29 protein-coding genes, 1 tRNA gene and 1 riboswitch are annotated in these 25044 nt (G+C 62.6%); of the genes, 18 read left to right on the forward strand and 12 right to left on the reverse strand.

What is annotated here, in order from left to right:
- Positions 1-8 precede the first annotated feature (8 nt).
- Both C7I56_RS12795 and C7I56_RS09400 read right to left on the reverse strand, forming a co-directional pair.
- Positions 9-722, reverse strand: a complete 714-nt coding sequence (locus C7I56_RS12795) for a DUF1428 family protein (protein ID WP_106640355.1) — start codon at positions 720-722, stop codon at positions 9-11.
- Between the two features lie 29 nt (positions 723-751).
- Positions 752-1168 (reverse strand): VOC family protein, encoded by a 417-nt coding sequence (locus tag C7I56_RS09400; RefSeq protein WP_199792388.1) that lies wholly within the window; start codon positions 1166-1168, stop codon positions 752-754.
- A 73-nt stretch (positions 1169-1241) separates the two neighbouring features.
- On the opposite strand from C7I56_RS09400, the gene C7I56_RS09405 reads away from it, so the two are divergent.
- The 3 genes from C7I56_RS09405 to cobT all read left to right on the forward strand — a co-directional run bounded on the left by C7I56_RS09405 (position 1242) and on the right by cobT (position 4990).
- A complete protein-coding gene (locus C7I56_RS09405) occupies positions 1242-1928 on the forward strand; it encodes a winged helix-turn-helix transcriptional regulator (RefSeq protein WP_106640357.1) in 687 nt (228 codons plus the stop codon).
- A gap of 63 nt (positions 1929-1991) precedes the next feature.
- Positions 1992-2999, forward strand: coding sequence for a cobaltochelatase subunit CobS (gene cobS / locus C7I56_RS09410; protein WP_106640358.1), 1008 nt, complete (start codon positions 1992-1994; stop codon positions 2997-2999).
- Between the two features lie 155 nt (positions 3000-3154).
- A complete protein-coding gene (cobT, locus tag C7I56_RS09415; RefSeq protein ID WP_106640359.1) occupies positions 3155-4990 on the forward strand; it encodes a cobaltochelatase subunit CobT in 1836 nt (611 codons plus the stop codon).
- A 170-nt stretch (positions 4991-5160) separates the two neighbouring features.
- On the opposite strand, the gene C7I56_RS09420 is transcribed toward cobT, so the two are convergent.
- Positions 5161-5553, reverse strand: coding sequence for a glycine zipper 2TM domain-containing protein (locus C7I56_RS09420; RefSeq protein WP_106640360.1), 393 nt, complete (start codon positions 5551-5553; stop codon positions 5161-5163).
- 179 nt (positions 5554-5732) lie between these two features.
- Here C7I56_RS09420 and C7I56_RS09425 point away from each other — a divergent pair, with 179 nt between their 5' ends.
- On the forward strand, positions 5733-6647 hold the full coding sequence (locus C7I56_RS09425; RefSeq protein ID WP_158703085.1) for an esterase-like activity of phytase family protein: 915 nt from the start codon (positions 5733-5735) through the stop codon (positions 6645-6647).
- A 41-nt stretch (positions 6648-6688) separates the two neighbouring features.
- On the opposite strand, the gene rpmB is transcribed toward C7I56_RS09425, so the two are convergent.
- Positions 6689-6979, reverse strand: a complete 291-nt coding sequence (gene rpmB, locus C7I56_RS09430) for a 50S ribosomal protein L28 (protein WP_106640362.1) — start codon at positions 6977-6979, stop codon at positions 6689-6691.
- Positions 6980-7164: 185 nt separating this feature from the next.
- Here rpmB and C7I56_RS09435 point away from each other — a divergent pair, with 185 nt between their 5' ends.
- The 3 genes from C7I56_RS09435 to C7I56_RS09445 all read left to right on the forward strand — a co-directional run bounded on the left by C7I56_RS09435 (position 7165) and on the right by C7I56_RS09445 (position 10089).
- Positions 7165-7437: a hypothetical protein gene (locus C7I56_RS09435; protein WP_245409661.1), complete on the forward strand. Its 273-nt coding sequence runs from the start codon at positions 7165-7167 to the stop codon at positions 7435-7437.
- Positions 7438-7570: 133 nt separating this feature from the next.
- On the forward strand, positions 7571-8803 hold the full coding sequence (nhaA, locus tag C7I56_RS09440) for a Na+/H+ antiporter NhaA (protein WP_106640364.1): 1233 nt from the start codon (positions 7571-7573) through the stop codon (positions 8801-8803).
- Positions 8800-10089 carry a hypothetical protein gene (locus C7I56_RS09445; protein WP_106640365.1) on the forward strand — a complete coding sequence of 430 codons (1290 nt, stop codon included), beginning with the start codon at positions 8800-8802 and terminating at the stop codon, positions 10087-10089. Before nhaA ends, C7I56_RS09445 begins: the two co-directional genes overlap by 4 nt.
- Before the next feature lie 152 nt (positions 10090-10241).
- Here the strand turns inward: C7I56_RS09445 and C7I56_RS09450 are convergent, their stop codons facing one another.
- The 3 genes from C7I56_RS09450 to sucC all read right to left on the reverse strand — a co-directional run bounded on the left by C7I56_RS09450 (position 10242) and on the right by sucC (position 13360).
- Positions 10242-11171, reverse strand: a complete 930-nt coding sequence (locus C7I56_RS09450; protein ID WP_106640366.1) for an electron transfer flavoprotein subunit alpha/FixB family protein — start codon at positions 11169-11171, stop codon at positions 10242-10244.
- Complete coding sequence (locus C7I56_RS09455) at positions 11168-11917, reverse strand: electron transfer flavoprotein subunit beta/FixA family protein (RefSeq protein ID WP_106640367.1); 750 nt, start codon at positions 11915-11917, stop codon at positions 11168-11170. The genes C7I56_RS09450 and C7I56_RS09455 overlap by 4 nt, the downstream gene beginning before the upstream one ends.
- 246 nt (positions 11918-12163) lie before the next feature.
- Positions 12164-13360 (reverse strand): ADP-forming succinate--CoA ligase subunit beta, encoded by a 1197-nt coding sequence (gene sucC / locus C7I56_RS09460; RefSeq protein WP_106640368.1) that lies wholly within the window; start codon positions 13358-13360, stop codon positions 12164-12166.
- 108 nt (positions 13361-13468) lie between these two features.
- Between sucC and dinB the strand changes: the two genes are divergently transcribed.
- Positions 13469-14566, forward strand: a complete 1098-nt coding sequence (gene dinB / locus C7I56_RS09465) for a DNA polymerase IV (protein WP_106640369.1) — start codon at positions 13469-13471, stop codon at positions 14564-14566.
- Between the two features lie 87 nt (positions 14567-14653).
- On the opposite strand, the gene C7I56_RS09470 is transcribed toward dinB, so the two are convergent.
- Positions 14654-15238 carry a hypothetical protein gene (locus tag C7I56_RS09470; protein ID WP_106640370.1) on the reverse strand — a complete coding sequence of 195 codons (585 nt, stop codon included), beginning with the start codon at positions 15236-15238 and terminating at the stop codon, positions 14654-14656.
- 82 nt (positions 15239-15320) lie between these two features.
- Positions 15321-15432: riboswitch (TPP riboswitch) on the forward strand.
- A gap of 35 nt (positions 15433-15467) precedes the next feature.
- Here C7I56_RS09470 and thiC point away from each other — a divergent pair.
- The 4 genes from thiC (at position 15468) to C7I56_RS12755 (ending at position 18318) form a co-directional block, all read left to right on the forward strand.
- Positions 15468-17441 carry a phosphomethylpyrimidine synthase ThiC gene (thiC, locus tag C7I56_RS09475; RefSeq protein ID WP_106640371.1) on the forward strand — a complete coding sequence of 658 codons (1974 nt, stop codon included), beginning with the start codon at positions 15468-15470 and terminating at the stop codon, positions 17439-17441.
- Between the two features lie 49 nt (positions 17442-17490).
- Complete coding sequence (locus tag C7I56_RS09480; protein ID WP_106640372.1) at positions 17491-17961, forward strand: DUF1579 domain-containing protein; 471 nt, start codon at positions 17491-17493, stop codon at positions 17959-17961.
- 61 nt (positions 17962-18022) lie between these two features.
- Positions 18023-18160, forward strand: a complete 138-nt coding sequence (locus C7I56_RS12750; protein WP_280951969.1) for a DUF4287 domain-containing protein — start codon at positions 18023-18025, stop codon at positions 18158-18160.
- Between the two features lie 14 nt (positions 18161-18174).
- A complete protein-coding gene (locus C7I56_RS12755) occupies positions 18175-18318 on the forward strand; it encodes a hypothetical protein (RefSeq protein ID WP_280951974.1) in 144 nt (47 codons plus the stop codon).
- Positions 18319-18811: 493 nt separating this feature from the next.
- On the opposite strand, the gene C7I56_RS09490 is transcribed toward C7I56_RS12755, so the two are convergent.
- The gene (locus C7I56_RS09490) at positions 18812-19879 is read right to left on the reverse strand and encodes a Fic family protein (protein ID WP_245409662.1); all 1068 of its coding nucleotides are present in this window, start codon (positions 19877-19879) and stop codon (positions 18812-18814) included.
- A 292-nt stretch (positions 19880-20171) separates the two neighbouring features.
- Entirely contained in the window at positions 20172-20528 is a 357-nt protein-coding gene (locus C7I56_RS09495) for a DUF2200 domain-containing protein (RefSeq protein WP_245409663.1), read from the reverse strand.
- Between the two features lie 85 nt (positions 20529-20613).
- Here C7I56_RS09495 and C7I56_RS09500 point away from each other — a divergent pair, with 85 nt between their 5' ends.
- A complete protein-coding gene (locus tag C7I56_RS09500; protein WP_106640374.1) occupies positions 20614-21093 on the forward strand; it encodes a hypothetical protein in 480 nt (159 codons plus the stop codon).
- Between the two features lie 27 nt (positions 21094-21120).
- Here the strand turns inward: C7I56_RS09500 and C7I56_RS09505 are convergent, their stop codons facing one another.
- The gene (locus C7I56_RS09505; RefSeq protein WP_106640375.1) at positions 21121-21612 is read right to left on the reverse strand and encodes a hypothetical protein; all 492 of its coding nucleotides are present in this window, start codon (positions 21610-21612) and stop codon (positions 21121-21123) included.
- A gap of 118 nt (positions 21613-21730) precedes the next feature.
- Here C7I56_RS09505 and C7I56_RS09510 point away from each other — a divergent pair, with 118 nt between their 5' ends.
- The 3 genes from C7I56_RS09510 (at position 21731) to C7I56_RS09520 (ending at position 23181) form a co-directional block, all read left to right on the forward strand.
- On the forward strand, positions 21731-22078 hold the full coding sequence (locus tag C7I56_RS09510) for a DUF1801 domain-containing protein (RefSeq protein ID WP_199792379.1): 348 nt from the start codon (positions 21731-21733) through the stop codon (positions 22076-22078).
- Between the two features lie 72 nt (positions 22079-22150).
- Positions 22151-22768 (forward strand): hypothetical protein, encoded by a 618-nt coding sequence (locus C7I56_RS09515; RefSeq protein ID WP_245409664.1) that lies wholly within the window; start codon positions 22151-22153, stop codon positions 22766-22768.
- Positions 22765-23181, forward strand: coding sequence for a DUF1801 domain-containing protein (locus C7I56_RS09520; protein WP_106640376.1), 417 nt, complete (start codon positions 22765-22767; stop codon positions 23179-23181). Before C7I56_RS09515 ends, C7I56_RS09520 begins: the two co-directional genes overlap by 4 nt.
- A gap of 78 nt (positions 23182-23259) precedes the next feature.
- Here the strand turns inward: C7I56_RS09520 and C7I56_RS09525 are convergent.
- A tRNA-Gly gene (locus C7I56_RS09525) sits at positions 23260-23334 on the reverse strand.
- Between the two features lie 159 nt (positions 23335-23493).
- Here C7I56_RS09525 and C7I56_RS09530 point away from each other — a divergent pair.
- Complete coding sequence (locus tag C7I56_RS09530) at positions 23494-24408, forward strand: tetratricopeptide repeat protein (protein WP_245409665.1); 915 nt, start codon at positions 23494-23496, stop codon at positions 24406-24408.
- On the forward strand, positions 24405-25043 hold the full coding sequence (locus C7I56_RS09535; protein ID WP_106640378.1) for an LON peptidase substrate-binding domain-containing protein: 639 nt from the start codon (positions 24405-24407) through the stop codon (positions 25041-25043). The genes C7I56_RS09530 and C7I56_RS09535 overlap by 4 nt, the downstream gene beginning before the upstream one ends.
- The last annotated feature ends 1 nt before the right edge of the window (position 25044 follow it).

A 25044-nucleotide genomic window follows, 5' to 3' on the forward strand; every position in this document is an offset into this window, starting at 1 on the left:
GCCTCTCCTTATTGATCGACGAGTGTCGAACAGCCGCCATAGATCATGCGTTTGCCATCGAACGGCATTGGCTTGTCGCCCTGCATGCCGGGGTCTTCCATCACTTTCTTCCAGCCCGCGTCCCGCGCTTCTTTGTCCGGCCATTCGATCCAGGAATAAGCGATGGTCTCGCCATCCTGTGCTTCGATTGCTTTCTTATAGTCGGTGACCTTGCCGTCCATGATGTCGTCGCCAAACGTCTCCACGACGCGGGTGGCGCCATAGCGCAGGAACATGTCGGAGTTCTTTTCGGCCAGGTCGCGATAGGCGTCCTCGCTTCCGGCCGGAACCGGAGCGATGAAGCCGTCGATATAGCCGCCCTTGCCCGCCTCACCCTTGTCGAGGATCGGCGAAAAGCCCGACCAGATCATCCGCACCCCGTCGAAGGGCATGTCGGACATGTTCTGCATGGCGGGATGTTCCATCATGTTCTTGTTGGCAGCGTCGCGCACGTCCTTCGACGGATATTCGATGAAGGAGAAAAGGACGGTTTCATCCTCTTTCGCCTGCACCGCCCGCTTGAAATCGGTCTGCTTGCCATCCGGTACATCGTCGCCCCAGCCTTCGTAGAGACGGGTGGCGCCGAGATCCTTGAACATGGCCGAAGCGTCTTCGGCATGCTTCTTATAAGCGTCCTTGTTGGCGTTGGGGACGGGGGTCAAAAAGCCTTCGATATAGGTCATCGTCTCTCTCCCTTTTCCGGCCTCGGGGCTCAGGCTGCGGGTTCCGCCGTCGCCCGGGCGATCATGTCCTGCGTGAAATACATCATCTGCCAGCCGTGGCCGTCCGGATCCTCGAACGCGCGTTCGTACATGAAGCCGTGGTCAGTCGGGCCGTCGAGATGGCGCCCGCCCGCTGCCAGGGCCGCCTCGCCGATCCGGTCGACATCCTCGCGATTGTCCACCGTCAGGCAAAGCAAGGCCTGGCTGGTTTCCCGCGCGTCGGCGATGCGCTTCGACGTAAACTGGCGATATTTGTCGTGTGTCAGCAGCATCACGTAGATGGCGTCGGAAAACACCATCCCGCACGCCGTCTCATCGGAAAAATTCGGGTTCTTTCTCGCGCCCAGTGCTTCGTAGAAAGCAACCGATTTGTGCAGATCGGCGACCGGCAAATTCACGAAAATCATCTTCGTCACCGGATTTCTCCCTTTTTCCGACTCGATGGTTGCAGCCTAAGTCCACGAGTCATATATTACAACTATGGAGTTAGAAAAGATAACCGAAAGTAAATCCTCTCGCCGCCGATACAATGACGCGTGCGGCGCGGCGCATGCGCTGGACATCGTGGGCGAGCGTTGGGCTCTGCTCGTCATCCGCGAGCTTATGTTCGGTCCAAAGCGATTCAGCGACATTCGGGCCAGCCTGCCCGGAATCAGCGCCAATGTGTTGACGCAGCGGCTGGAAGGGCTTGAGACATTTGGTGTCCTCACCCGCAAACGCCTGCCGCCGCCTGCATCTGCCTGGGCCTATGAACTGACGCCGTGGGGTTATCAGGCCGAGCCGATCTTTCAGGTGTTCGGCCGTTGGGGCGCATCATCGCCCCTCCACGATCCGACGCTCCCTTTAAGCGCCGCATCGATCCTCCTCTCCTTCCGCACCATGATCGATGCGAACCGAGCCGAAGGGTTTTCCGCGCGGATCGGCTTCACCATTGGGCAGGAAGATTTCGTCGCGACTGTCGCGGATGGCGAAATTTCCATCGTCCGCGAAGAGGTGCGGGATGTCGCCGCTCACTTCATCGGCCGGGCCGAAGCCCTCGCCGCTGCCGCTTATGGCGCCGTTCCTCTCGAGACCTTGGAGCAGGACGGCGCGCTCCGCGTTGAAGGGGATAGAGCGCTTGCACGCGGCTTCCTCACCCTCTTCGTGCTTCCGGACAAAGCGGGCTGAAGGATTGCGGGATAAAGGCTGACGTTCTACCGAGCGGCGAGACGCCAAAGGCCAGGATTTCCGATGACCGACATCCCGAACGTGAACCCCGACAGCCGCGCGACCACGGTGATGGACGCACCCGACAAGATCGTGAAGGTGCGCGATTTGTTCGGCGTCGACACGGACATGGAGGTTCCGGCCTTTTCGGAAGCCGACGAACGGGTGCCGGATATCGATCCCACCTATGTCTTCGATCCCGATACCACGCTCGCCATCGTCGCGGGCTTCGCCAAAAACCGCCGCGTCATGGTGCAGGGCTATCACGGCACCGGCAAGTCGAGCCATATCGAACAGGTCGCCGCCCGGCTCAACTGGCCGCTCATCCGCATCAACCTCGACGCGCATATCAGTCGCATCGACCTGATCGGCCGCGACGCCATCGTGCTGAAGGACGGGCAGCAGGTGACGGAGTTCAAGGAAGGCCTCCTCCCCTGGGCGCTGCAGACGCCGACCGCCCTTGTTTTCGACGAATATGATGCGGGCCGTCCGGACGTGATGTTCGTCATCCAGCGCGTGCTGGAAACGGAAGGGAAACTGACCCTCCTCGACCAGAATCGCGTGATCCGCCCCAACCCCTGGTTCCGCTTGTTCGCGACGACCAACACGGTCGGCCTTGGCGACACGAGCGGCCTTTATCATGGCATCCAGCAGATCAACCAGGCGCAGATGGACCGCTGGAACATCGTCGTCACGCTGAACTATCTCCCGGCCGAGACCGAGGCGCGCATCGTCCTCGCCAAATCTGGCGAATACGACCATGAAGGCGGTCGCCAGGAAGTCGAACGGATGATCAAGGTCGCGGACTTGACGCGCCAGGGCTTCGTCAACGGCGACATCTCCACCGTCATGAGCCCGCGCACCGTCATCAGCTGGGCCCAGAATGCCCTACTCTTCGGCGACGTCGGTTTCGCCTTCCGCCTATCCTTCCTCAACAAATGCGACGAAGCCGAACGCCCGCTGGTCGCCGAATATTATCAACGCGTGTTTGGAAAAGATCTCCCCGAGAGCATCGTGGGACGCGCGGGATGATCCCGTCCCGTCGCCTCCTAGCCCTCCCCCTGGATGGGGGAGGGTTGGGTGGGGGTGATGGTCGGCGCAGGGCAGCAATCTTCCCCGGCATCACCCCACCCCAACCCCTCCTCATCGAGGGGAGGGGCTTTAAGATCGAAGGGCTGGGCTAAAATATGCCCCAGGACAACAATCCCCTCGAAACCTTCCGCCAGGCGCTGGCCGGCGCCTCGCGCGCCCTCGCGCATGAGCCGGAGCTGGAGTTAAGCTTCACCGCGGACGGATCCGGCGCGTCGGGCAAGACCGTGCGCGTACCCGTCCCCAGCCGCACCCTCCCGGCGCGCGATGTCGCCGAAGCGCGGGGTTATGCGGACGCCGCGGCACTCAAGCTCCGCCACCATGACGTCATCCTCCACAGCAGGAACGCCCCTGCCGACGACATCGCCCGCGCCGTCTTCGACGCCGCCGAGCAGGCCCGGGTCGAGGCCCTAGGCGCCCGCGCAATGGAGGGGATCCGCGCCAATCTCGCCAGCGCATTGGACCTCAAGGTCCGCACCGATCCCATCACCCGCGCCCGCAGCAAGGCTGAAGTGCCGCTGGCTACCGCCGTCCAGCTCCTTGTCCGCGAACGCCTGACCGGCGACGCGCCTCCCCAAGCCGCGCGCGAGGGGCTGAAGCTCGTTTCCGACTGGATCGAGGAGAAAGCGGGCGCCGATCTCGACGCGCTGGGCCTCGCTCTCGACGATCAGGCCGCCTTTGCCAGCCTCGCCACCAAGATGCTCCGCGACCTCGAACTCATTGAGGCCGAGCCCGAATCCGAGCGCCCCGAAGAGGAAGGCGAGGAGGACGAGGAAGGCGACACCTCTGAAACCGGCGAAGGCGAGGAAGAGGAAGAAGACGAATCCGGCGGCGGCGAGGGCCAGTCGGAAATACGCGGCGAGCCGGAAAAGGGCGAAGAGGAAGAGAGCGAAACCGATTGGTCCGAAGAGGACATGTCGGAAGCCGCCGAGGGCATGGCCGAGGATGCGGAGGAAGGCATGATGCCCGTCCGTCCCAACCGCCAGCTGTCGGATCTCACGCCGCAATTCGATTATCAGGTCTATACCGACCGCTTCGACGAGATGGTCGAGGCCACCGAGCTTTGCGACGAGGAGGAGCTAACGCGCCTCCGGTCCTATCTCGACCAACAGCTCGTCCACCTGCAGGGCGCGGTGACCAAGCTCGCCAACCGGCTCCAGCGCCGCCTGATGGCGCAGCAGGCCCGCTCCTGGGATTTCGACCAGGAAGAGGGGCTGCTCGACGCCGCCCGCCTCGCCCGCGTGGTCATCAACCCCGCACAGAGCCTGTCCTACAAGATCGAGCGCGATACCGAGTTCAAGGACACGGTCGTCAGCCTGCTCATCGACAATAGCGGTTCGATGCGCGGCCGCCCCATTTCGATCGCCGCCATCTCCGCCGACATCCTCGCCCGCACGCTCGAACGTTGCGGCGTGAAGGTGGAGATATTGGGCTTCACCACCCGCGCGTGGAAAGGCGGCCAGTCCCGCGAGAAATGGCTGAGCCAAGGCCGCCCGCCATTGCCTGGCCGCCTCAACGACCTGCGCCACATTCTCTACAAGAAAGCCGACGAACCCTGGCGCCGCGCGCGCAAGAATCTCGGCCTGATGATGCGCGAGGGGCTCTTAAAGGAAAATATCGACGGCGAAGCTCTGCTCTGGGCCCATAACCGCCTGCTCGCCAGGGCCGAAGAACGCCGCATTCTCATGGTCATTTCGGACGGGGCCCCGGTCGACGATTCAACCTTGTCGGTGAACAGCGGCACCTATCTCGAGCGCCATCTGCGCCAGGTCATCGGCTGGATCGAAAGCCGCTCGCCCGTCGAGCTCGCCGCGATCGGCATCGGCCATGACGTCACCCGCTATTACGAGCGCGCCGTCACCATCATGGATGCCGAACAATTGGGCGGGACGATGATCGAACAGCTGGCGGGATTGTTCGACGCTCGCACATAGCCGTCACCCTGAACTTGGTTCAGGGTCCATGCCTTTAGCCGTGGAGCTGTCACCGGAATGGATGCTGAAACAAGTTCAGCATGACGGATAAATGGCCCGAATACATTTGGGGCCGGCGTTCCAGTGCGGAACGCCAGCCCCTCCCTCGCTACGCGACTCGAGGGATACTTTTAGCAGCGGTTACCGCCGCTATTTTTGTCGATCGCGCGGCCGGCGAGGGCGCCCGCGGCGCCGCCGATGATCGCGCCGACCGCCCGGTCGCCACGCCCGGCAACCTCATGTCCAAGAAGGCCGCCCGCAATCGCGCCGACGATAGTGCCGGTCGTGCCCTTGTCGCAGCGCTGGCTGTTATAGCGGCCCTGATAGCTGCGGTTGGCATAGCGGCGATCGTAGCCACCGTAACGGTCGTTGCGGCTATAGCGGTCATAGCGGTCGCCACGGTATGACTGGCTGTAATAGCCATTGTCGTAATAGCCCCTACGCGGTGCCGCTTCGGCGGCCGCCGGAAGGGCGGTGAAAGCGGTCGCGGCGGCGAGGACTCCGAGGGTCATCTTCTTGAACATGTTACGCACTCCTGAAAACTCGATACAGGCACCGGGATGCCCGGCACGTCCCCCTTTTGCGCTGATTCGCTTGAGCCATGTCTGAATGCGCCCGTCAGGGATCGTTAATCGTGGTTAACGACTTTCCCCGGGCAGTCAGGCGGGCGCGCTTAATTCTCCCGCTCCTTGCCCTGCCGCTGTTGGCAAGCTTCATCCAGCCGCCGCTTTATGGCGATGAACTCCTTCCCCGCGCCGCACGGCTCAGCGTCACGTCCGTCACGCTCGATGAGGACAATCCCACTCGAAGGCGCATTGGCCGATTGCTCTTCCTGAATGGCTGGGCGATCCGCAGCAACGACCGGCGCTTTGGCGGCCTTTCCGCTCTGCATGTTGAGAACGGCATTGCGCTGGCGCTGAGCGATTCAGGCGACCTCATCCGCTTCCGCCTAGACGACATGACGACGGCAACGATCCACCCGCTGGCCGCAGGGCCCGGCGCTTCGTTCACCAAGCACATGCGGGACAGCGAATCCCTCGTCATTGGCGAAGGGCGCCTGTGGATCGGCTTTGAACGCTATAATGAAGTCTGGGCCTATGCCCGCGACACGCTTGTCCCGCTATCGAAGGCCGCGCCGCAAGCTATGGCGGAATGGGGCCGAAATGCGGGCGCCGAGGCCATGGCCCGCCTGCCAGGCGGCCGCTTTCTGATTTTGGAAGAGGCCGAGGTGAGGGACGAAAAGGGCGTCGCGGCGGCGCTGTTTGACGGCGATCCCGCAGGTCCGGCGACGAAAGCCCGAACATTGCGCTACCGCCCGCCCGCCGGATACCGGCCCGTGGACGCCGCCGCTTTGGCGGATGGCCGTATCCTGATCCTCAATCGCCGCTTCACATTGTTCGGTGGTTTCACCGCGAAACTGGTCGCCGCGCGAATCGCGGGAAACGATGTGATGATCGAGGAAGATCTGGCGTACTTCGCCCCGCCGGTTACCACCGACAATTATGAGGCGCTGGGCGTCACACACGAAAACGGACGCCAGATCCTGTGGCTGGCGTCCGACGATAATTTCAATCCGCTGCAGCGGACTTTGATCCTGAAGTTCGCTCTGGAACCCTGAAAGGTGCGCTGGCGGACAAGGTGCCCGCCAGTTCGCAAGAATCAGGCCGCGGCCTTCGCCTTCTTGGCGATTTCGCGCTTCAGGCGCTGTGCCTTCAGGCTCAGCTTTTCGTCCGACGTCTTGGTCAGCCAATTGTCGAGGCCGCCAACATGTTCGACCGAACGCAGGCCGTTCATCGACACGCGAAGCTTCACGCCGCGCTCCAGCGAATCCGACATCAAGGTCACCGTCTGCAGATTCGGCAGGAAGGTGCGCTTCGTCTTGTTGTTGGCGTGGGAAACATTGTGGCCCACCTGCCGGCCCTTGCCGGTCAGCTCGCAAATACGCGACATGATCGAATCTCTTCTTTTGGGTTGGGGATAATGTCCCCGTTAAAGCGTGCGCCGATAACGGGCGGGGCGGATTTCGTCAACCGTCCCCGCCGTTTCGCCGGATGCAGTAATCGTTCCGCCCGTGCAACCCTTCGCCGCCGACTTTCGTTGTCCCGCGCATAATCCCGACCCAAATGGAGGAAAACATGCGCAAAGTCCTGGTTCTCTTGGCGATCGTTGTCATCGTCGCGATCGTTCTGTTCGCCACCGGTTTCTGGAAAGTCGATCAGACGAAGGAAGGCGCACTGCCGGACGTAAACATCAGCGCGGAAGGCGGCCAGCTTCCCGCTTTCGACGTCGATTCGAAGGAAGTCGTTGTCGGCACCACCGAAACCAATGTCGAAGTGCCGAAGATCGAAACCAAGACCGAGACGGTTGAAGTGCCGACCGTCGGCGTCAAGGACAATGGCGAAGAATAAGACGTCCGCCACTTCGAAGAAGGCCGCGTTGTCCATGAGGGCCAGCGCGGCCTTTTCATATCGCCTAGCGATTCCCCCTCGCGATTCGTACGCTTAAGCTTTTCCGCGCGACTCTCGCCCGTTAGGGAGGCTGATGCCTTCCACCAACCGTTCCTCCGCACTCCGCGCCTTTCTCAAAAATGAGGCTGCGGGCGGCATCCTGCTCATCGCCGCTGCCGCGCTGGCGCTGATCGTCGCGAACAGCCCGCTTGGCGAGGCCTATCACCACATGCTTCACGCGCCCTTGGGCCCCGAACTGACGCCGAAGCTCGGGCCGATGACCTTGCATCTGTGGATCAATGACGGGCTAATGGCGATCTTCTTCCTGCTCGTCGGGCTCGAGATCAAACGCGAATTCCTCGACGGCCACCTCGCCACCTGGGAAGAAAGACGCCTGCCGATCGTCGCGGCGGCGAGCGGCATGGCTGTACCCGCTTTGCTCTACCTTCTGTTCGCGGGATCCGATCCCGAGCTCGTCGGAGGTTGGGCGATACCAGCCGCCACGGACATCGCCTTCGCCATCGGTGTTCTTGCTCTCCTTGGCAGCCGCGCACCCGCGTCGCTGAAGCTATTCCTCACCACTGTGGCCATAGTCGACGATATGGGTGCGGTCGCGATCATCGCGCTCGCTTATACCGCCTCCATCAACACGCTCGCGCTTGGCGCCGCCGCCGCGATCTTTCTCATCCTCTATGTAATGGGGAAAAGCGGTGTCCGCGCCCTGACGCCCTATCTCATCGGCGCCGCGGCTCTCTGGTATGCAATTCTGCTCTCCGGCGTCCACGCGACGATTGCGGGCGTGCTCGCCGCCATCGTCATCCCGATCGTGCCGAGCCCCGCCGCGCCCGATGCCGCCGGTTCGCCGCTCCACCGCCTCGAACATGCCTTGAGCCCTTGGGTCGCCTTTCTGATCGTTCCCTTGTTCGGTTTCGCCAATACGGGCGTGTCGCTCTTCGGCCTCGGATTTGACGATCTGTTCGCGCCGCTGCCGCTCGGCATCGCGGCGGGCCTCTTCCTCGGCAAGCAGCTTGGTGTGTTCGGCGCGATCCTGCTCTGCGTGAAAACCGGCGTCGCTCCCAAGCTCAACGGGGCAAGCTGGCTCCAGATTTACGGCGTCTGCATCCTCTGCGGCATCGGCTTCACGATGAGCCTGTTCATCGGTGCGCTCGCCTTCCCGGGCCAGCCGCAGCTCGTGGAGGAGGCGAAAATCGGCATTCTCGCAGGCTCCCTTCTTTCCGCCCTTGCCGGTTTCGCGATTCTGCGCTTTGCTCCGCGTCCGAAACGGCCCGCCGATATCGGCCCCATCACGCAGGACCGCTCTTTATGAAGCTCTCCGCTTTTCTCCTGTCTTTTGTCTTCCTTGCCGCCTGCGTGTCGAGTGACGGCGCACATCACAGCCTTGACGAGATCGCCGCCGATTACGTCCAGATGACGCTGGAAATCGGCGAGCGCGAACCCGGCTATGTCGACGCTTATTATGGGCCCAAGGAATGGCAGGATGCCGCCAAGGCAGCGCCCCGCTCGCTCGCCGATCTGGCAGAGGAAGCCAGCCGCCTCACCGGCCGCATCAACAGCCTCGACACCAAAGGCCTCGATACGATGAGCCTTAGACGCCGCGATTTTCTCCTCGCACAATTGACCGCCGCCACGACGCGGCTTCGCATGCTGCAGGGCGAGAAGCTCTCCTTCGCCGAAGAAGCGAAGGGGCTGTTCGGCGTCGCGCCGGAATTGAAGGAACTCTCCGCCTACGATTCCGTCCTCGCCCGCATCGAAACCCTCGTCCCCGGCACCGGCCCGCTCGCCGAGCGCGTCGATGCCTTTCAGGATCGCTTCACGATTCCCAAGGACCGGTTGCGGCCTGTCTTGGATGCCGCCATCGCCGAATGCCGCCGCCGCACGGCGCAGCATATCGCCATGCCCGCCGACGAGAGCTTCAGGATGGAATTCGTGACCGGCAAGAGCTGGTCTGGCTATAATTATTATCAGGGCAACGCCCACAGCCTCATCCAGATCAATACCGACCTGCCGATCCGCATCAGCCGCGCCGTCGATCTTGGCTGTCACGAAGGCTATCCCGGCCACCATGCATTGAACATGCTACTCGAACAGCGGCTGACAAAGGAGAAGGGCTGGATCGAATTCAGCGTCTATCCGCTTTATTCGCCACAATCTTTGATCGCCGAAGGGTCCGCCAATTACGGCATCGACCTCGCTTTCCCGGGCGCCGAGCGCGTCTCTTATGAAGCGGACTTTCTCTATCCGCTCGCGGGCCTGCCCACTGCGGACGCCGCCAAATATCTGGAACTGCTCCACGCCATCAACGACCTGTCAGGCGCCCGCTTCACCATCGCCCGCGATTTCCTCGAAGGCCGCATCCACCGCGCCAAGGCAGTCGAACTCACCCAGAAATATCAGCTCGTCTCAAAAGCCCGCGCTGAGCAGTCGATCGACTTCACCAGCCAATATCGCAGCTACGTGATCAATTACGGCCTCGGCCAGGACATGGTCCGCGCCTATGTCGAAGCCGCCGGTCCAAGCCCGGAAGCCCGCTGGAAACGGATGGAACAGGTCATCTCCGAACCCACCCTGCCCAGCGACCTGCTGAGGCGGTAAGGACTTAAGAGGTTCCGTTCGCCTGAGTAGCCGTTGAGCCTGCCGAAGCGGCGTATCGAAGGGCCTGAGCTCGCTTCGATACGCGCCTTCGACAAGCTCAGGCCCTACTCAGCACGAACGGACTGGATATCTTCAATCCCCGTTGCGGGGCATCATAACTTATCCGTCAGCTCCGGCACGATCTTGAACAGATCACCCACCAAACCGATGTCCGCGACCTGGAAGATCGGTGCGTCCTCATCCTTGTTGATCGCGACGATCGTCTTGGAATCCTTGATGCCCGCAAGGTGCTGGATCGCGCCGGAAATGCCGATGGCGATATAGACTTCCGGGGCGACGATCTTGCCGGTTTGGCCAACCTGATAGTCGTTCGGCACATAGCCCGCATCCACCGCCGCGCGGCTTGCGCCGACCGCGGCGCCGAGCTTGTCGGCGAGCGGCTCGATATATTCGTGGAAGGCTTCGCCCGACCCAAGCGCGCGGCCGCCCGACACGATGATCTTCGCGCTGGTCAGTTCCGGCCGCTCGTTCGCCGACACTTCCGCGCCGACGAAGGAGGAGAGCCCCGTGTCGCCAGTCGCGGAAACCGCCTCGACAACGCCCGAACCGCCTTCCGCAGCCGCCTTTTCAAAGGCAGTGCCGCGCACCGTGATCACCTTCTTCGCGTCAGACGACTGAACGGTCGCGATGGCGTTGCCCGCATAAATGGGCCGCGTGAAGGTATCGGCACTTTCGACCGACAGGATATCGGAAATCTGCATGACGTCGAGCAGAGCGGCGACGCGCGGCGCGATATTCTTGCCGGTCGTCGTCGCGGGCGCGACGAACGCATCGTGGCTCGCCATCAGATCGACGGCGAGCGGCGCGACATTTTCGGCCAGGCCATGCGCATAAGCCGCATCGTCCGCGACATGCACCTTCTGCACGCCCGCGATCTTCGCGGCTTGCTCGGCAACGCCGCCGACATTCTGGCCCGCGACGAGCAGGTGCACTTCGCCCAATTTCGAAGCGGCGGTGACGGCGGCGAGGGTGGCGTCCTTCACTTGGCCATTGTCATGTTCGACAAGAACTAGCGTCTTCATGCCACCACTCCCAGCGTCTTGAGTTTGCCGATCAATTCGTCGACCGATCCCACCTTCACCCCCGCCTGGCGCTTGGCCGGCTCGACCACCTTCAGCGTCTTCAAACGCGGCGCGGTGTCGACGCCGTAATCGGCGGGCGCCTTGGTCGCCAGTGGCTTCGACTTCGCCTTCATGATGTTCGGCAGCGAGGCATAACGCGGCTCGTTCAAACGCAGGTCGGTGGTGACCACCGCCGGGACGTTCAATTTCACCGTCTCAAGCCCGCCATCGACTTCGCGGGTCACGTTGACGCTGTCGCCATTCACCTCGACCTTGGAAGCGAATGTGCCCTGGCCCCAGCCGAGCAAAGCAGCGAGCATCTGGCCGGTCTGGTTCGAATCATCGTCGATCGCCTGCTTGCCCATGATGACGAGGCCGGGCGCTTCTTCCTCGACCACCTTCTTCAGGATCTTGGCGACAGCGAGCGGCTCCACCTCATCGTCGGTCTGGACCAGAATCGCGCGGTCGGCACCCATGGCGAGCGCGGTGCGGAGCGTCTCCTGCGCCTTGGCCGGGCCGATCGAAACGACGACGATCTCGGTCGCGGCGCCCTTTTCCTTCAGGCGGATGGCTTCCTCGACGGCGATTTCGTCGAACGGGTTCATGCTCATCTTGACGTTGGCAAGATCGACGCCCGTTCCATCCGCCTTCACGCGCGGCTTCACATTATAGTCGATGACCCGCTTCACGGGGACCAGCAGCTTCATGCTCTTTCCTCTCCATCCTCCGTTCGCCTGAGCTTATCGAAGGGCTGCCCTTCACTTTCCAGCGCTGGAAAAAGGACAGGGCTTCGACAGGCTCAGCCCGAACGGCAAAGGTTTTCGACAGCCCTTGCCTCGACCTTTACGTTAACGTCAAGCCCTCGTCGTCATTCCGGCGAAAGCCGGAATCTCGGAACGAGAACGCACTTCTTCGTCACGAGACCCCGGCTTGCGCCGGGGTGACAAGAAAAATCAGGCCGCCTTCACCTGCGCGACGATCTTCTGCGCGGCATCGCCCAGATCGTTGGCCGCGACGATCGGCAGGCCGCTCTCGGCGAGGATGCGCTTGCCTTCCTCGACGTTCGTGCCTTCCAGACGCACGACCAAGGGCACGCCAAGATTCACTTCCTTCGCCGCGGCGATGATGCCTTCAGCGATGATGTCGCAGCGCATGATGCCGCCGAAGATGTTGACGAGGATGCCCTTCACCGCCGGATCAGAGAGGATGATCTTGAACGCCGCCGTCACCTTTTCCTTGTTGGCGCCGCCGCCGACGTCGAGGAAGTTGGCCGGGAAAGCGCCATTCAGCTTGATGATGTCCATCGTCGCCATGGCGAGGCCAGCGCCATTCACCATGCAGCCGATATCGCCGTCCAATTTGATGTAAGCCAGGTCGTATTTGGACGCCTCGACTTCCATCGGATCTTCTTCGGTGAGGTCGCGAAGCTCGGCCAAATCCTTGTGGCGGAACATCGCGTTCGAATCGAAGCCGACCTTGGCGTCGAGCACCATCAGCTCGTTCTTGTCGGTTACCGCGAGCGGATTGATCTCGATCTGCGAGGCGTCCGTGCCGATGAAGGCATTGTAAAGACCCTGCAGCACCTTCGCCGCCTGCTTGGCGAGATCGCCGTCCAGCTTCAGCGCAGCGGCCACGGCGCGCCCATGATGCGGCATCAGGCCGGTCGCAGGGTCGATGGTGATCGTCGTGATCTTTTCCGGCGTGTTGTGCGCGACATCCTCGATGTCCATGCCGCCTTCGGTCGAGGCGACGACGGCGATGCGGCCGGTCGCGCGGTCGACGAGGAGGGCGAGATAATATTCCTTGGCGATGTCGACACCGTCAGTGACGTAGAGGCGCTGCACCTGCTTGCCTTCCGCGCCGGTCTGGATGGTGACGAGCGTGTTGCCGAGCATTTCGGAAGCCGCGTGGCGCACTTCATCCTCGGTGCGGGCGAGGCGGACGCCGCCCTTCGCATCCGGGCCCAATTCCTTGAACTTGCCCTTGCCGCGGCCGCCGGCATGGATTTGCGCCTTCACCACATAAAGCGGCCCGGGCAGCTTCTTCGAAGCCTCGACGGCTTCCTCGACGCTCATCGCGGCAAAGCCCTGCGGCACGGCGACGCCGAACTTGGCGAGCAATTCCTTGGCCTGATATTCATGGATATTCATGGAAAGGCAGTCCCTTCGGCAAAGAGTTTGCGCGCCCTAAAGCACAGACGGCCCCGCTTTGGAAGGGTTGCGCGGCGAAGAGCCTTCTAAGCAGCCCGACGCTTTGCTATGGAACAAGGCGTGAACGACGCACTACCCCTTCGCAAGATTATCCATGTCGACATGGACGCTTTCTATGCGTCGGTCGAACAGCGCGATAATCCGGCGCTTCGCGGCAAGCCTTTGGCCGTGGGCGGCATGCATCGCGGCGTCGTCGCCGCGGCATCTTACGAAGCGCGCACGTTCGGCGTCCGCTCGGCCATGCCGTCCGTCACCGCCCTTCGCAAATGTCCGGACCTCATCTTCGTCAAACCCCGTTTCGACGCCTATCGTGAGGTATCGGGGCAAATTCGCGCCATCTTCCTCGATTATACGCCGCAAGTCGAACCGCTCAGCCTCGACGAAGCCTATCTCGACGTGACGGAGGATTTGAAGGGCATCGGCATCGCGACCGAAATCGCCAAGGAAATCCGCGCGCGCATCAGGCAGGAAACCGGCCTCACCGCGTCGGCGGGCGTCTCCTACAACAAGTTCCTCGCCAAATTGGCGTCGGATCAGAACAAGCCCGACGGCCTCTGCATCATTCCGCCCGCCAAGGGCCCCGCCTTCGTCGCCTCGCTTCCGGTCAGCCGCTTCCACGGCGTGGGGCCCAAGACGGCGGCGAAGATGGCGCGGCTCGGCATCGAAACTGGCGCCGACCTGCGCGACTGCACCCGCGAGTTCCTCTCGGAGAATTTCGGCAGCAGCGCGGATTATTATTACGATCTCGCGCGCGGTATCTGCCACCGTCAGGTCCGCGCGAACCGCGAGCGCAAGTCGATCGGCGCCGAAGACACATTCTTCGCGGACCTGGCCGAAGAAGCCGAGATGGTCGCCGAACTCGATCGCATCAGTCAGACTGTCTGGCGCCGCATCGGCGAAAAAGGCGACATCTCCGGCCGCACCGTGACGCTGAAGGTCAAATATCAGGATTTCCAGATCGTCACCCGCGCCAAGAGCCTCGACCGCCCGGTCAGCGACCGCGAGGAATTCCTCGCCATCGGCTGCGCTTTGCTGCGCACCCTGCTGCCCGTACCCAAGGGTGTGCGGCTGTTGGGGCTGACCCTCTCCAATTTGGGCGAGGCTGAACCCGCACCCGGCATTGCGGAACCAGCCCTACCTCTCTAACCCGCCCGTTACCCCGGCGAAAGCCGGGGTCTCATGACGAAAAGGCGCCCCGTCTCCACGAGATTCCGGCTTCCGCCGGAATGACGATCAGTTCGGGCTATAACCCCAGGCCCCAGGCGGCACCGCAACGGGCTTGGTCAAGTCGAACTCGACCCGAAAGAACCGCCCCTCCGGCCTCCGCAGTTCATAAGCGAAAGTTCGTCCCGGATGGACCTCCATCGCCCAGACATTGGTGACGGACGCCGGAATACTCCCCGCCACGAACATCTCCTTGGAGAAAGGATCGGCCGGAAACTCCTGCCGATCCACCATGCCCCCGCTTACCGTGTCGCCGCCATATTGAGTGAGCTTGTCCTCGCTCCCATCCTCATGCCGATGGTCGTGCTTCAGCCGCAGGCCGGTTTCCGTCCGCGACACCACCCAGGTGCGCGACCGGTCTTCGCCGACATGGAAGGGGATGCGCACCACATCCGCTTTGCAGTCCCGCACATGCATGACGAGCGCCTTGCCCGCAAAAGCATCGTCGCCGCTCGCCGCCGGACTGACGATCCGCCCCTCATAAGCCTTGCCGCAAAGGGCGGAGAGGGCCTCGACAAACTGGTCGGCGGGCTGCGGCGCCGCCCTTAAGGCGGAGAAGGCGAGGGCGGAGAGGCCCAGGATCATCATGCTCATGGCCCGACGCTAGCGCTTCCATCAGGTGCCGCCAAGCCGCCGCCGATTCCGCTTCCGCTCGAATGGCGATCGGAGTAGAAGGCGCGCTTCCCCGGGGGACCGCTGACGCAGCGGTTGAGAGGAGGGCCGCAGCCCTCGACCCGTAGAACCTGATCCGGCTCAAACCGGCGTAGGGAGCGGAGTGCGGCCATCATCCCCGTGCTCCCTCCAATGGAGAGGAGATATTACGATGGCCGACGTCAACGCGCGCACCGAACTCAAGGTCACTACCGGCCCCATGCGCGGCAGCCGCAAGATTTACGTGGGCGAGCATCGCGTCGCCATGCGCGAGATCGATCTCGAACCCTCTTCAGGCGAGCCGCCTTTGCGCGTCTACGACTGCTCCGGCCCCTACACAGATCCCGCCGCCAGCATCGACATCATGGCCGGCCTGCCTGAGCTTCGCCGCGACTGGATCCGTGCGCGCGGCGATGTCGAGGAAGTCGCCCAGCGCGAAGTCCGCCCCGAGGATAACGGCCAGCTCGGCCCCGACCGCTCCGGCGGCGTCCAGCCCTTCCCCAACGTCCGCAAGCAGGTTCTGCGCGCCAAGCCGGGCATGAACGTCACCCAGATGCACTATGCCAAGCGCGGCATCATCACCCCCGAAATGGAATATGTCGCGATCCGTGAAAATCTTGGCCGCGAGCAACTGCGCGAACACATACGCGACGGCCAGGATTTCGGCGCCGCGATCCCGGACTATGTCACCCCCGAATTCGTCCGCGATGAAATCGCCCGCGGCCGCGCGATCATCCCCAACAATATCAACCACCCGGAATCCGAGCCGATGGCGATCGGCCGCAATTTCCTGGTGAAGATCAACGCCAATATCGGCAACAGTGCCGTCGCATCCGACGTCGCGTCCGAAGTCGACAAGATGGTCTGGGCGATCCGCTGGGGCGCGGACACGGTGATGGACCTCTCCACCGGCCGCAACATCCACGACACGCGCGAATGGATATTGCGCAATTCGCCCGTCCCGATCGGCACCGTCCCGATCTATCAGGCGCTGGAAAAGGTCGGCGGCATCGCGGAAGACCTCACCTGGGACATCTTCCGCGACACGCTCATCGAGCAGGCCGAACAGGGCGTCGACTATTTCACCATCCACGCCGGCGTCCGCCTTCCCTACGTGCCGATGACCGCGAAGCGCGTGACCGGCATCGTCTCGCGCGGCGGATCGATCATGGCCAAATGGTGCCTCGCCCACCACAAGGAAAGCTTCCTCTACGAGAGGTTCGACGAAATCTGCGAGATCATGAAGGCCTATGACATCGCCTTCAGTCTCGGCGACGGCCTCCGCCCCGGCAGCATCGCCGACGCGAATGACGAAGCCCAGTTCGCCGAACTCGCCACCCTTGGCGAGCTCACCCAAATCGCCTGGAAACACGACTGCCAGGTGATGATCGAAGGCCCCGGCCACGTGCCGATGCACAAGATCAAGGCGAATATGGACAAACAATTGGAGGCGTGCGGCGAGGCTCCCTTCTACACGCTCGGGCCGCTCACCACCGACATCGCGCCGGGCTATGATCACATCACCAGCGCGATCGGCGCGGCGATGATCGGCTGGTTCGGCACCGCCATGCTCTGCTACGTGACGCCGAAGGAGCATTTGGGCCTCCCCGACCGCGACGACGTGAAGGTCGGCGTCGTCACCTACAAGCTCGCCGCCCACGCCGCCGATCTGGCCAAGGGCCACCCGGCGGCCAAAATGCGCGACGACGCCCTAAGCCGCGCCCGCTTCGAATTCCGCTGGCGCGACCAGTTCAACCTCAGCCTCGATCCCGACACCGCCGAACAATATCACGACCAGACTCTTCCGGCCGAAGGCGCCAAGACCGCCCACTTCTGCTCCATGTGCGGCCCCAAATTCTGCTCGATGAAGATCACGCAGGAAGTGCGCGATTTCGCCGCCAAGCAGAACACCAGCGCCGACAATTTCCTCGCCGCAAACACCACTCCCACCGTTCGCCCTGAGCCTGTCGAAGGGCTGTCCTTCTCTTCCGATGTCGAAGGAAAGGGCAGGGCTTCTGCAAGCTCAGCCCAAACGGGCATGGAGACAGAAGAAGAAGCCGAAAAGGGCATGGCGCAAATGAGCGAGAAATTCCGCGAAGGCGGCGGCGAACTCTATGTCGGCTCCGGCGGGCGGGAGCATAGCTAAAAGTCACGTCACGCGCTCAACGCCTGTTCTTCAATGGAAGGGCCCCGCAATGTCCGATCATTCGACCGATTTCGATTTTCAGCAGGGCCGCTGGCGGGTGAAGCATCGCCGCCTCAAGGCCCGGCTCGCCGGCTGCACCGAATGGGAGGAGTTCGAAGGAACCAGCGAACAGCGCCCGCTGCTGGGCGGCAACGGCAATGTCGAGGATAATCTGCTCCACCTGCCCGGCGGCGATTATCGCGCGGTGGCGCTCCCCTCCTTCGATTCGGCGAGCGGCACCTGGGCGATCTGGTGGCTCGACGCGCGTCAGCCGCACCAGCTCGACGTGCCGGTGATCGGCCGCTTTGAAGATGGCGTCGGCAGCTTCTTCGCCGAAGACATGCATGAAGGCCGCCCGGTCCGCCTCCGCTTCCAATGGCACACGGCCAACCCGCAAGCGCCCCGCTGGGAACAGGCGCTGTCCGATGATGGCGGGGCGACCTGGGAAACGAACTGGGTGATGGACTTCACCCGGGCCTAGGGACCGCGCCCAGCCGCGCGCACGCTTGACGCCAGTCCCGCGCGTCAGTCACCATGCCCGCATGAACGAAGACAAAGTCAAAGGGCCGGCCTCCTACTTCCCGTCGATCGAGAAGACCTACGGCCGCCCCATCCCCGACTGGAAAGCCCTCCTCCGCGCCCGCGCTCCCGCTAAGCATTGGAGCTGGTCAACTGGCTGAAGCAGGACCACAATATGGGCCACGGCCACGCCAACGCGTTAGTGGCGCATATGCTGAGTGAGGATAAGGGGTTGAGCCTTCCTTGTTTTCGAGTTGCCGGCCAACGCCCGCCCCGTCGGCCTCCCGACGGGAGAATCCGCAGAAAACTGCGAATATAAAGCTTTCCTTATGTGTTGACTTGTTCCGATTTTCGGAACAGAATCTGGCTACAGTGACGGTAGTGGCCGCGCTGCCTAGTTACGTCAGACTCTGGGATTAGAAATCAAACGATAGCTGGGGCCAGCGCCGGGTGTGAGCACAGACATGCTCCTCCCGGCCAAAGCGCCAGCGGCGATATGCACGGACAAACACCCGAGGCATATTTCACCACCTTTCTCGCTACCGGAAGTAAGTCCGGTTCTCCGAAGAGCCCCTTGCCCTTCGCCCCATTCAAAGGATCTCAGGGGTCGGAGTGAGAAAAGGCGGCAGCGCGACCGTGACGTCATTATCGAGTCGCCAGCCGTAATGAGTCAAGACGATGTTCTCGTTTTTCTGTTGGAAAACAAAAACAGGGAATAAGAAGAACAGACCAATGGCCGGCGGTCATCGATCGCTTGTCCGGCTAGCAACTGGACGCCGCAGATCGCGCAGTGATCGCGCGCCCGCTCCTGCTTAGCCCGCCCGTCGCTCTGGATAGGAGAACAAGTGTACATAGGGCGTATACTGATACATCCGGTACCGATCTTGCCCCGTAATTTCGACGAGAATGTCCGCCTCCACCATCCGCTGTACCAGTTCGCTGGCTGGCGGGAAGCTAATACCGAGCTGATCGCGTACATTGCTCACGGTGATATAAGGTCTGCGATAAAGCGTCTCTAAGATGCGCAAGCCATTGCCCGCCGCGCGGCCAAAATTCTCCGTGATGCGGTTGCGATGAGTTTCCCTCAGCGACACGATCGCCCGGGCTGTTTCCGTAGCTTCAAGGCTGACGGTCGCCACGCCCTGCAAGAAGAACTTGATCCACTCCTCCCACTCGCCTTCGTCTCGGACTTTTTGAAGCAGCTCATAATAGCGCTGCCGGTTCGCCTTGAAATAGTGCGAGAGGTACAGCACAGGCTTGATCAGAATCTCCTTTAAACAAAGGAAGAAGGTGATTAGCAGCCGACCAATACGTCCATTGCCGTCGAGAAACGGGTGGATCGTCTCGAATTGCGCGTGGATCAGACCGATCTTGATCAACGGCGGGATCGGATCGTCGCCATGGATAAACCTCTCCAGATCGGAAAGCAGGCGCTCCACTTCGTGCGGAGGGGGAGGTACGAAGACCGCCTCGTTCAGCGTCGATCCGGGCGGGCCAATCCAGTTTTGGCTTCGACGAATTTCCCCAGGATTCATGTGGCGACCGCGTACGCCATGAAGCAGTTTCTCATGAATTTCACGGATGAGACGTACTGAGATCGGCAGATCGCGCAGCCGCGCCAGCCCGTGGTTCATCGCATTTACGTAATTCAGTACTTCATCAACATCCTTTGGTCGGTGGCTGTCTGTTATCGAGGCTTCGGCCTCAAGAACATCGTTGAGCGAAGATTGGGTTCCCTCAATCTGGCTCGACAGCACTGCTTCTTTGCGAACGTACATAAAGACGAAAAGATCGGGGTCAGGTAATGTTTGGATCGATCCATCTAACCGGCCCAGCGCCCGATCTGCCCTTGAAAGCAACGTCTGTAGCTCGTCATCCATGCGGATTGACGGCCTAGGAGGCAGGGGTTCAGGGATAAACGCCGCATAACGGCTATCTTGCCGCATATATCGTCCGGCACGATGACTAGCGTTCTCTGGCATTCGCCACCTATAATTTAAGACAGCCCTTAATCTCTAGCCCTTGCAGGCCTTAGTCAAGGACTACCTTTAATCAACCTGGCGCATCGGCCTCTTATTCAGCGTTACCCTTGAGCCTGCCTGATCATATGCCGCTAGCTATAGGCTGCCCTATCTAACCCCTCTTCGCGACCAAGCTATTAAGCCTTGGCCTTCACCCCACCCGCAAAATCTTGTCCATCGTCCTGCCCTTGGCCAGGTCATCGATCAGCTTGTCCAAATACCGTATCCCCCGCATCGTCTCCTCCTCGATCGCCTCGATCCGGACGCCGCAGATCGTGCCGGTGATCGCGGCCCGCGCGGGGTTCATCGCGGGTGCCTGCGCGAAGAAAGTCTCGAAATCCGTGCCCGCGTCGAGTTCCGCCTGCAAGGCGTCCGCTGAATAGCCGGTCAGCCAGCCGATGATCGCATCGACCTCCGCTCGTGTGCGCCCCTTCTTCTCCGCCTTGGCGACATAGAGCGGGTAAACGCTCGCGACGCTGGCCGTATAGATGCGGTGCCTGGCCATCATCTTTTCCCTTTCCAAACCTGTTCGACGTCATAATCCGGTCAGAATATATTTTCCTACTTCCGCCTTTTGTGATCCATCCTTCCGGATGACGCAGCGCCGCACTCCATCCCGCCGCCCTTTGCCCGCCACCCATATCCGCGTGCCCGCCTTCGCGCCGGTGCCGCTCCGCTATCGCGCCGACGGCTGGACGCCGGGGCGGCAGGCGGATTTTCTTGGGAAGCTTGCCGAAACCCGCTCCGTCGCCGCCGCCGCGCGCCATGTCGGCATGACTCGGGAAAGCGCCTATCGCCTGCGGGAGAAAGAGGGCGCGGGAAGCTTCGCCGCCGCCTGGGACGCGATCATGCCCCGCCTCGCCGCGCTCCAACTGGCCGGGCCCCGGAAGGTCACACCGTCACCCAATTTCCACCGCGCTTTTTATGGCACATTGAAACCCATCATGCGCGGCGGCAAACATGTCGCGACGCTCCATTCCACGAGCAACGACGCGGCCTTGCAGCTTTACCGGCAGGACATGGCCATTCGCCGCCTTCACCGCCGCAGGGCCGAAAGGTCACAGGTGAAATGATTTGAAGAAGCATCAACTTCTGGACGTTCACCGGCCGAGAAACGCGCGGCGGAGGCGTCGCCAGACGCCTGGCTTCGGCGGGGCCATATCCTCGACCGAACACCCGCTCGGCGCGATGAGGCGGCCTTCGATACCGAGCGCCTTGAACGCCGCGACGGACTCGCCCAGGCGGAACCGGCACCGGGTTCGCGAGGTGGCGCCGTCGGCCTGGAAGATGATGTCGAGCCCGACAAACCCGTCCCACTCCCATCCGGCAACATCGCCGATCCTCGCGGTCGCGCCGGGTGCGAGCAATATGGCCATCGCATCGGCGCCATGAGCCAGCGCCGCCCCCGTTTCTTCATCCACCGTCGTGAAGGACGCGCTCCGCACCTCCACGTGGAAAAGCGTGGGCGTGAGGTTCGCGCAATAAATGTCTGTGTCGATCTCGGTCGCGTCGGTCACGCCCTCACGCGACACACGCACGATGGCGGGCAGATCGGGCAGGGTATCGCGGTGTTGGACGGGGCTCTTCGGCATCGAACGCCTTCTATGCCCGGACGGTGGTCCGTACAAATCCGCCGCGCCGGTGTTCGTGCAATCTTTCCACGACCCCATGCCTGGCCGAGCATCAGGGACAAGCGGAAAGGCGCGGCGCATGACGAAGGCGAACGACGACGAAGGCCCCACCCTCCTGTCCGGCGGCAAACCGCAAATCGCCAAGGGTTATGGCGACGCTCCGGTCCAGGCCTATATCGCCGCCATGCCGGGCTGGAAGAGCGCGGCCGGTGCCCGCATCGACGCGATCATCACGGAAACCGTGCCGGGCGTCTGCAAGGCGGTGAAGTGGAATTCACCTTTCTATGGCGTCGAACAGGGCCTGTGGTTCTTAAGCTTCCACGTCTTTGCCAAATATATCAAATCGCCTTCTTCCGCGGCACCTCGCTCGATCCCGTCCCGCCTGTCGCGTCCAAAAGCGGAGACACGCGTTACTCCACATCAATGAAGGCGAAATGTGGGACGAAGCGCAATTCGCCGCCTGGGTCGCCGCCGCGAGCCAGCTACCGGGAGAAAAGATGTGAAGCCCCTGAAGACCAGCCTTGCCGCCGCCGCGCTCACCCTCAGCCTCGCCGCCTGTTCGTCCGAGCCATCGGACAATGAGGCGATGGCAGAGCCCGCAAATGTCGCAGCGCCCGCCGCTGACACTCCTCAGCCCGCGCAATCTTCGCCCGCCAACACCGCCGCCCCCGCGACGCCCGCCGCCGCCAACGTGCTGGCGCTGGAGGGCCTTGGTGCCCTCCGCATCGGCGAGGCTGTGCCCGCGAACAGCGGCTGGGCCGAACGCGGCGCGCAAATTTCCGACGCGTGCCGCACCGTCACCTCGCCCGATGTGCCCGGCGTCTATGCGATCGTCGAGGATAGCCGCGTCCGCCGCATCACGCTTGGCCAGCGCTCCACGGTGAAGCTCATCGAAGGGATCGGCGTCGGGGCCACCGAAGCGGACGTGCGCGCCGCCTTCCCCGGTTTCCGCGAGACGCCGCACAAATATGTCGAGGCGCCGGGCAAATACCTCACCGCCCCTAATGTGGAGAGCGGCGATCCCGCGCTGCGCTTCGAAATCGGCAAGGACGGCAAGGTCAGCCTCATCCATGTCGGCACCATGCCGGTCCTTGGCTATGTGGAGGGCTGCGCATGAGCAGTGATGAAAATCCCTCGGCGCTGATCGACGCCAAGATCGCGGCGTTGGGCGACTGGCGGGGCGAAACCCTCGCCCGCCTCCGCGCACTCATCCGCGCACTCATCCGCGCGGCCGATCCCGACGTCGTCGAAAGCGTGAAGTGGCGAAAGCCCACCAATCCCGCTGGCGTGCCGGTGTGGGACCATGCCGGCATCCTCTGCACGGGGGAGGTCTACAAAAATTATGTGAAGCTCACCTTCGCCCAAGGCGCCGCGCTGCCCGACCCCAATGGTCTGTTCAATGCCAGCCTGGAGGGCAATACCCGCCGCGCCATCGACATTCGCGAAGGAGAGACGAGCGACGAAGGCGCCTTCAAGGCCCTGATCCAGGCCGCCGCCGCCTTGAACAGCGCCCGCATGGCCGGAAAATAAAAGGAGGAATGAAGGAGACAGCGCAAACCGTCGCTCGGCGACGAGCCGGTTGAGATGATCTCGCAAATATCGGAAATCTGGAGCGGGCGAAGGGATTCGAACCCTCGACCCCAACCTTGGCAAGGTTGTGCTCTACCCCTGAGCTACGCCCGCTCTGGCGCCTGAAGCGCGATCGATGATCGGCTTGGGTGCGGGGCTGCTAGCAGGGAGTCGGGCGGGCGGCAAGCCCCCTTTGCCGCTTTTCTGGGCCTTGGCAGGAAGGGGCGCGATCCCACATAGAAAAGGCCGAATGGCAAGCATGGAGAGAATGACGTGGCGACATTGGGGATGAGCGCGGCCGAAAAGGAGGCTTTCGACGCTTTCACGAAGGACGTGATCGAACCGTCGATGACGCGCCTCGTCATCCTCGATTTCTGGGCCGAATGGTGCGGGCCGTGCAAGCAGCTTACGCCGGTGCTCGAAAAGGTCGCCGCGGATTACGCGGACAAGGGCGTGATGCTCGCCAAGATCAACGTCGATGAAAACAAGATCATCGCCGCGCAATTCCGCGTTCAGACCATCCCCACCGTCTATGCCGTATTCCAGGGTCAGCTTGTCGCGGACCTGACCCCGGCGCGAACCGAGGGGCAGTTGACCCGCGCGCTCGACCAGCTTCTCGCTCAATTGCCGGTGCAGGGCGAAGCGCAGCAGACCGAAGCTGAAATCGCGCCACTGATCGCGATGGGCGAGCAGGTTTTGGGCGAAGGCGACGCGCCGCGCGCCATCTCGATCTTTCGTCAGATCGCCGACATGGCGCCCGATCATGCCGAGATACTGAGCGGCCTCGCCCGCGCCCTGATCGCGAATGGAGAGGTGGACGAGGCGCGCACGACCCTCGACTCCGCGCCGGAAAAATCCGCGAGCGATCGCGCCATCCAGCGCGCCCGGGCGGCCCTCGACCTCGCGGCCTCGGCACCGGAACCCGGCGTCGACACAGCCGCGCTCGATGCGCGGATTGCTGCCGATCCCGACGATCACGACGCCCGCTATGAGCTGGCGGGCATCCTCATGAATGCCGGACAGCGCGATGCCGCGGCGGATCAGTTGCTGGAAAGCATCGCCCGGAACCGCGACTGGAATGACGGCGCGGCCCCCAAGCGCCTCCTCCAATTCCTCGAAGTCGTCGGCCTTGAAGATCCCTGGGCGGGCACCCAGCGGCGGCGGCTGTCCGCTATCCTCTTCACATGAGCGAGGGGCCGTTCCGCGTTCCGGTCTTCCCATTGGCCGGCGCCTTGCTGTTTCCGCACAGCCAATTGCCGCTCCACATCTTCGAGCCGCGCTATCGGGCAATGGTGAAGGATGCGCTGGAAGGCAAAGGGCTGATCGCCATGGTCCAGCCCAAAGGCGGCAGCGACGATCGGCCCGACTTGTTCGACATTGGCTGCCTTGGCCAGATCGTCGCATCCGATGCGCTGGACGATGGGCGCTACAATATCGTGCTGGAGGGGGTGAAACGGTTCCGCATCGCCCGCGAAGTGCCGGTTGATACGGCCTATCGCCAGCTCGAAATCGATCTGCGTCCCTTCGCGCGGGATGAGGATGAACCCGATCCGCTCGCCAGCATCCAGCGTGCCGATCTGGAGCGCGAATCGCGGCGCTATGCCGATGCGCTCGGCTATTCGGTGGATTGGAATGCGGTGAGCCGCCTTGACGATGAGATGCTGGTCAACGGGATCGCCCAGATCGCGCCGTTCGACGTCGGATCGAAACAGGCCCTGCTGGAGGCGAACACGATCGCCGATCGCGCAGACCTCATCGTCCAGTTCATGCAGTTTCAGGTGATGGTGCCGGGCGGGGCCGACATGCCCGAAACGCTCCAGTAAC

It is taken from the genome of Allosphingosinicella vermicomposti (genome assembly GCF_003012815.1).
In the GTDB taxonomy this organism is placed as follows: Bacteria; Pseudomonadota; Alphaproteobacteria; order Sphingomonadales; family Sphingomonadaceae; genus Allosphingosinicella; species Allosphingosinicella vermicomposti.

Coding starts and splice junctions, on each gene's coding strand:
- C7I56_RS12795 (WP_106640355.1), bottom strand. CDS start 722: ATGACCTATATCGAAGGCTTTTTGACCCCCGTCCCCAACGCCAACAAG.
- C7I56_RS09400 (WP_199792388.1), bottom strand. CDS start 1,168: ATGATTTTCGTGAATTTGCCGGTCGCCGATCTGCACAAATCGGTTGCT.
- C7I56_RS09405 (WP_106640357.1), top strand. CDS start 1,242: ATGGAGTTAGAAAAGATAACCGAAAGTAAATCCTCTCGCCGCCGATAC.
- cobS (WP_106640358.1), top strand. CDS start 1,992: ATGACCGACATCCCGAACGTGAACCCCGACAGCCGCGCGACCACGGTG.
- cobT (WP_106640359.1), top strand. CDS start 3,155: ATGCCCCAGGACAACAATCCCCTCGAAACCTTCCGCCAGGCGCTGGCC.
- C7I56_RS09420 (WP_106640360.1), bottom strand. CDS start 5,553: ATGTTCAAGAAGATGACCCTCGGAGTCCTCGCCGCCGCGACCGCTTTC.
- rpmB (WP_106640362.1), bottom strand. CDS start 6,979: ATGTCGCGTATTTGCGAGCTGACCGGCAAGGGCCGGCAGGTGGGCCAC.
- C7I56_RS09435 (WP_245409661.1), top strand. CDS start 7,165: ATGCGCAAAGTCCTGGTTCTCTTGGCGATCGTTGTCATCGTCGCGATC.
- nhaA (WP_106640364.1), top strand. CDS start 7,571: ATGCCTTCCACCAACCGTTCCTCCGCACTCCGCGCCTTTCTCAAAAAT.
- C7I56_RS09445 (WP_106640365.1), top strand. CDS start 8,800: ATGAAGCTCTCCGCTTTTCTCCTGTCTTTTGTCTTCCTTGCCGCCTGC.
- C7I56_RS09450 (WP_106640366.1), bottom strand. CDS start 11,171: ATGAAGACGCTAGTTCTTGTCGAACATGACAATGGCCAAGTGAAGGAC.
- C7I56_RS09455 (WP_106640367.1), bottom strand. CDS start 11,917: ATGAAGCTGCTGGTCCCCGTGAAGCGGGTCATCGACTATAATGTGAAG.
- sucC (WP_106640368.1), bottom strand. CDS start 13,360: ATGAATATCCATGAATATCAGGCCAAGGAATTGCTCGCCAAGTTCGGC.
- dinB (WP_106640369.1), top strand. CDS start 13,469: ATGGAACAAGGCGTGAACGACGCACTACCCCTTCGCAAGATTATCCAT.
- C7I56_RS09470 (WP_106640370.1), bottom strand. CDS start 15,238: ATGAGCATGATGATCCTGGGCCTCTCCGCCCTCGCCTTCTCCGCCTTA.
- thiC (WP_106640371.1), top strand. CDS start 15,468: ATGGCCGACGTCAACGCGCGCACCGAACTCAAGGTCACTACCGGCCCC.
- C7I56_RS09480 (WP_106640372.1), top strand. CDS start 17,491: ATGTCCGATCATTCGACCGATTTCGATTTTCAGCAGGGCCGCTGGCGG.
- C7I56_RS12750 (WP_280951969.1), top strand. CDS start 18,023: ATGAACGAAGACAAAGTCAAAGGGCCGGCCTCCTACTTCCCGTCGATC.
- C7I56_RS12755 (WP_280951974.1), top strand. CDS start 18,175: ATGGGCCACGGCCACGCCAACGCGTTAGTGGCGCATATGCTGAGTGAG.
- C7I56_RS09490 (WP_245409662.1), bottom strand. CDS start 19,879: ATGGATGACGAGCTACAGACGTTGCTTTCAAGGGCAGATCGGGCGCTG.
- C7I56_RS09495 (WP_245409663.1), bottom strand. CDS start 20,528: ATGATGGCCAGGCACCGCATCTATACGGCCAGCGTCGCGAGCGTTTAC.
- C7I56_RS09500 (WP_106640374.1), top strand. CDS start 20,614: ATGACGCAGCGCCGCACTCCATCCCGCCGCCCTTTGCCCGCCACCCAT.
- C7I56_RS09505 (WP_106640375.1), bottom strand. CDS start 21,612: ATGCCGAAGAGCCCCGTCCAACACCGCGATACCCTGCCCGATCTGCCC.
- C7I56_RS09510 (WP_199792379.1), top strand. CDS start 21,731: ATGACGAAGGCGAACGACGACGAAGGCCCCACCCTCCTGTCCGGCGGC.
- C7I56_RS09520 (WP_106640376.1), top strand. CDS start 22,765: ATGAGCAGTGATGAAAATCCCTCGGCGCTGATCGACGCCAAGATCGCG.
- C7I56_RS09535 (WP_106640378.1), top strand. CDS start 24,405: ATGAGCGAGGGGCCGTTCCGCGTTCCGGTCTTCCCATTGGCCGGCGCC.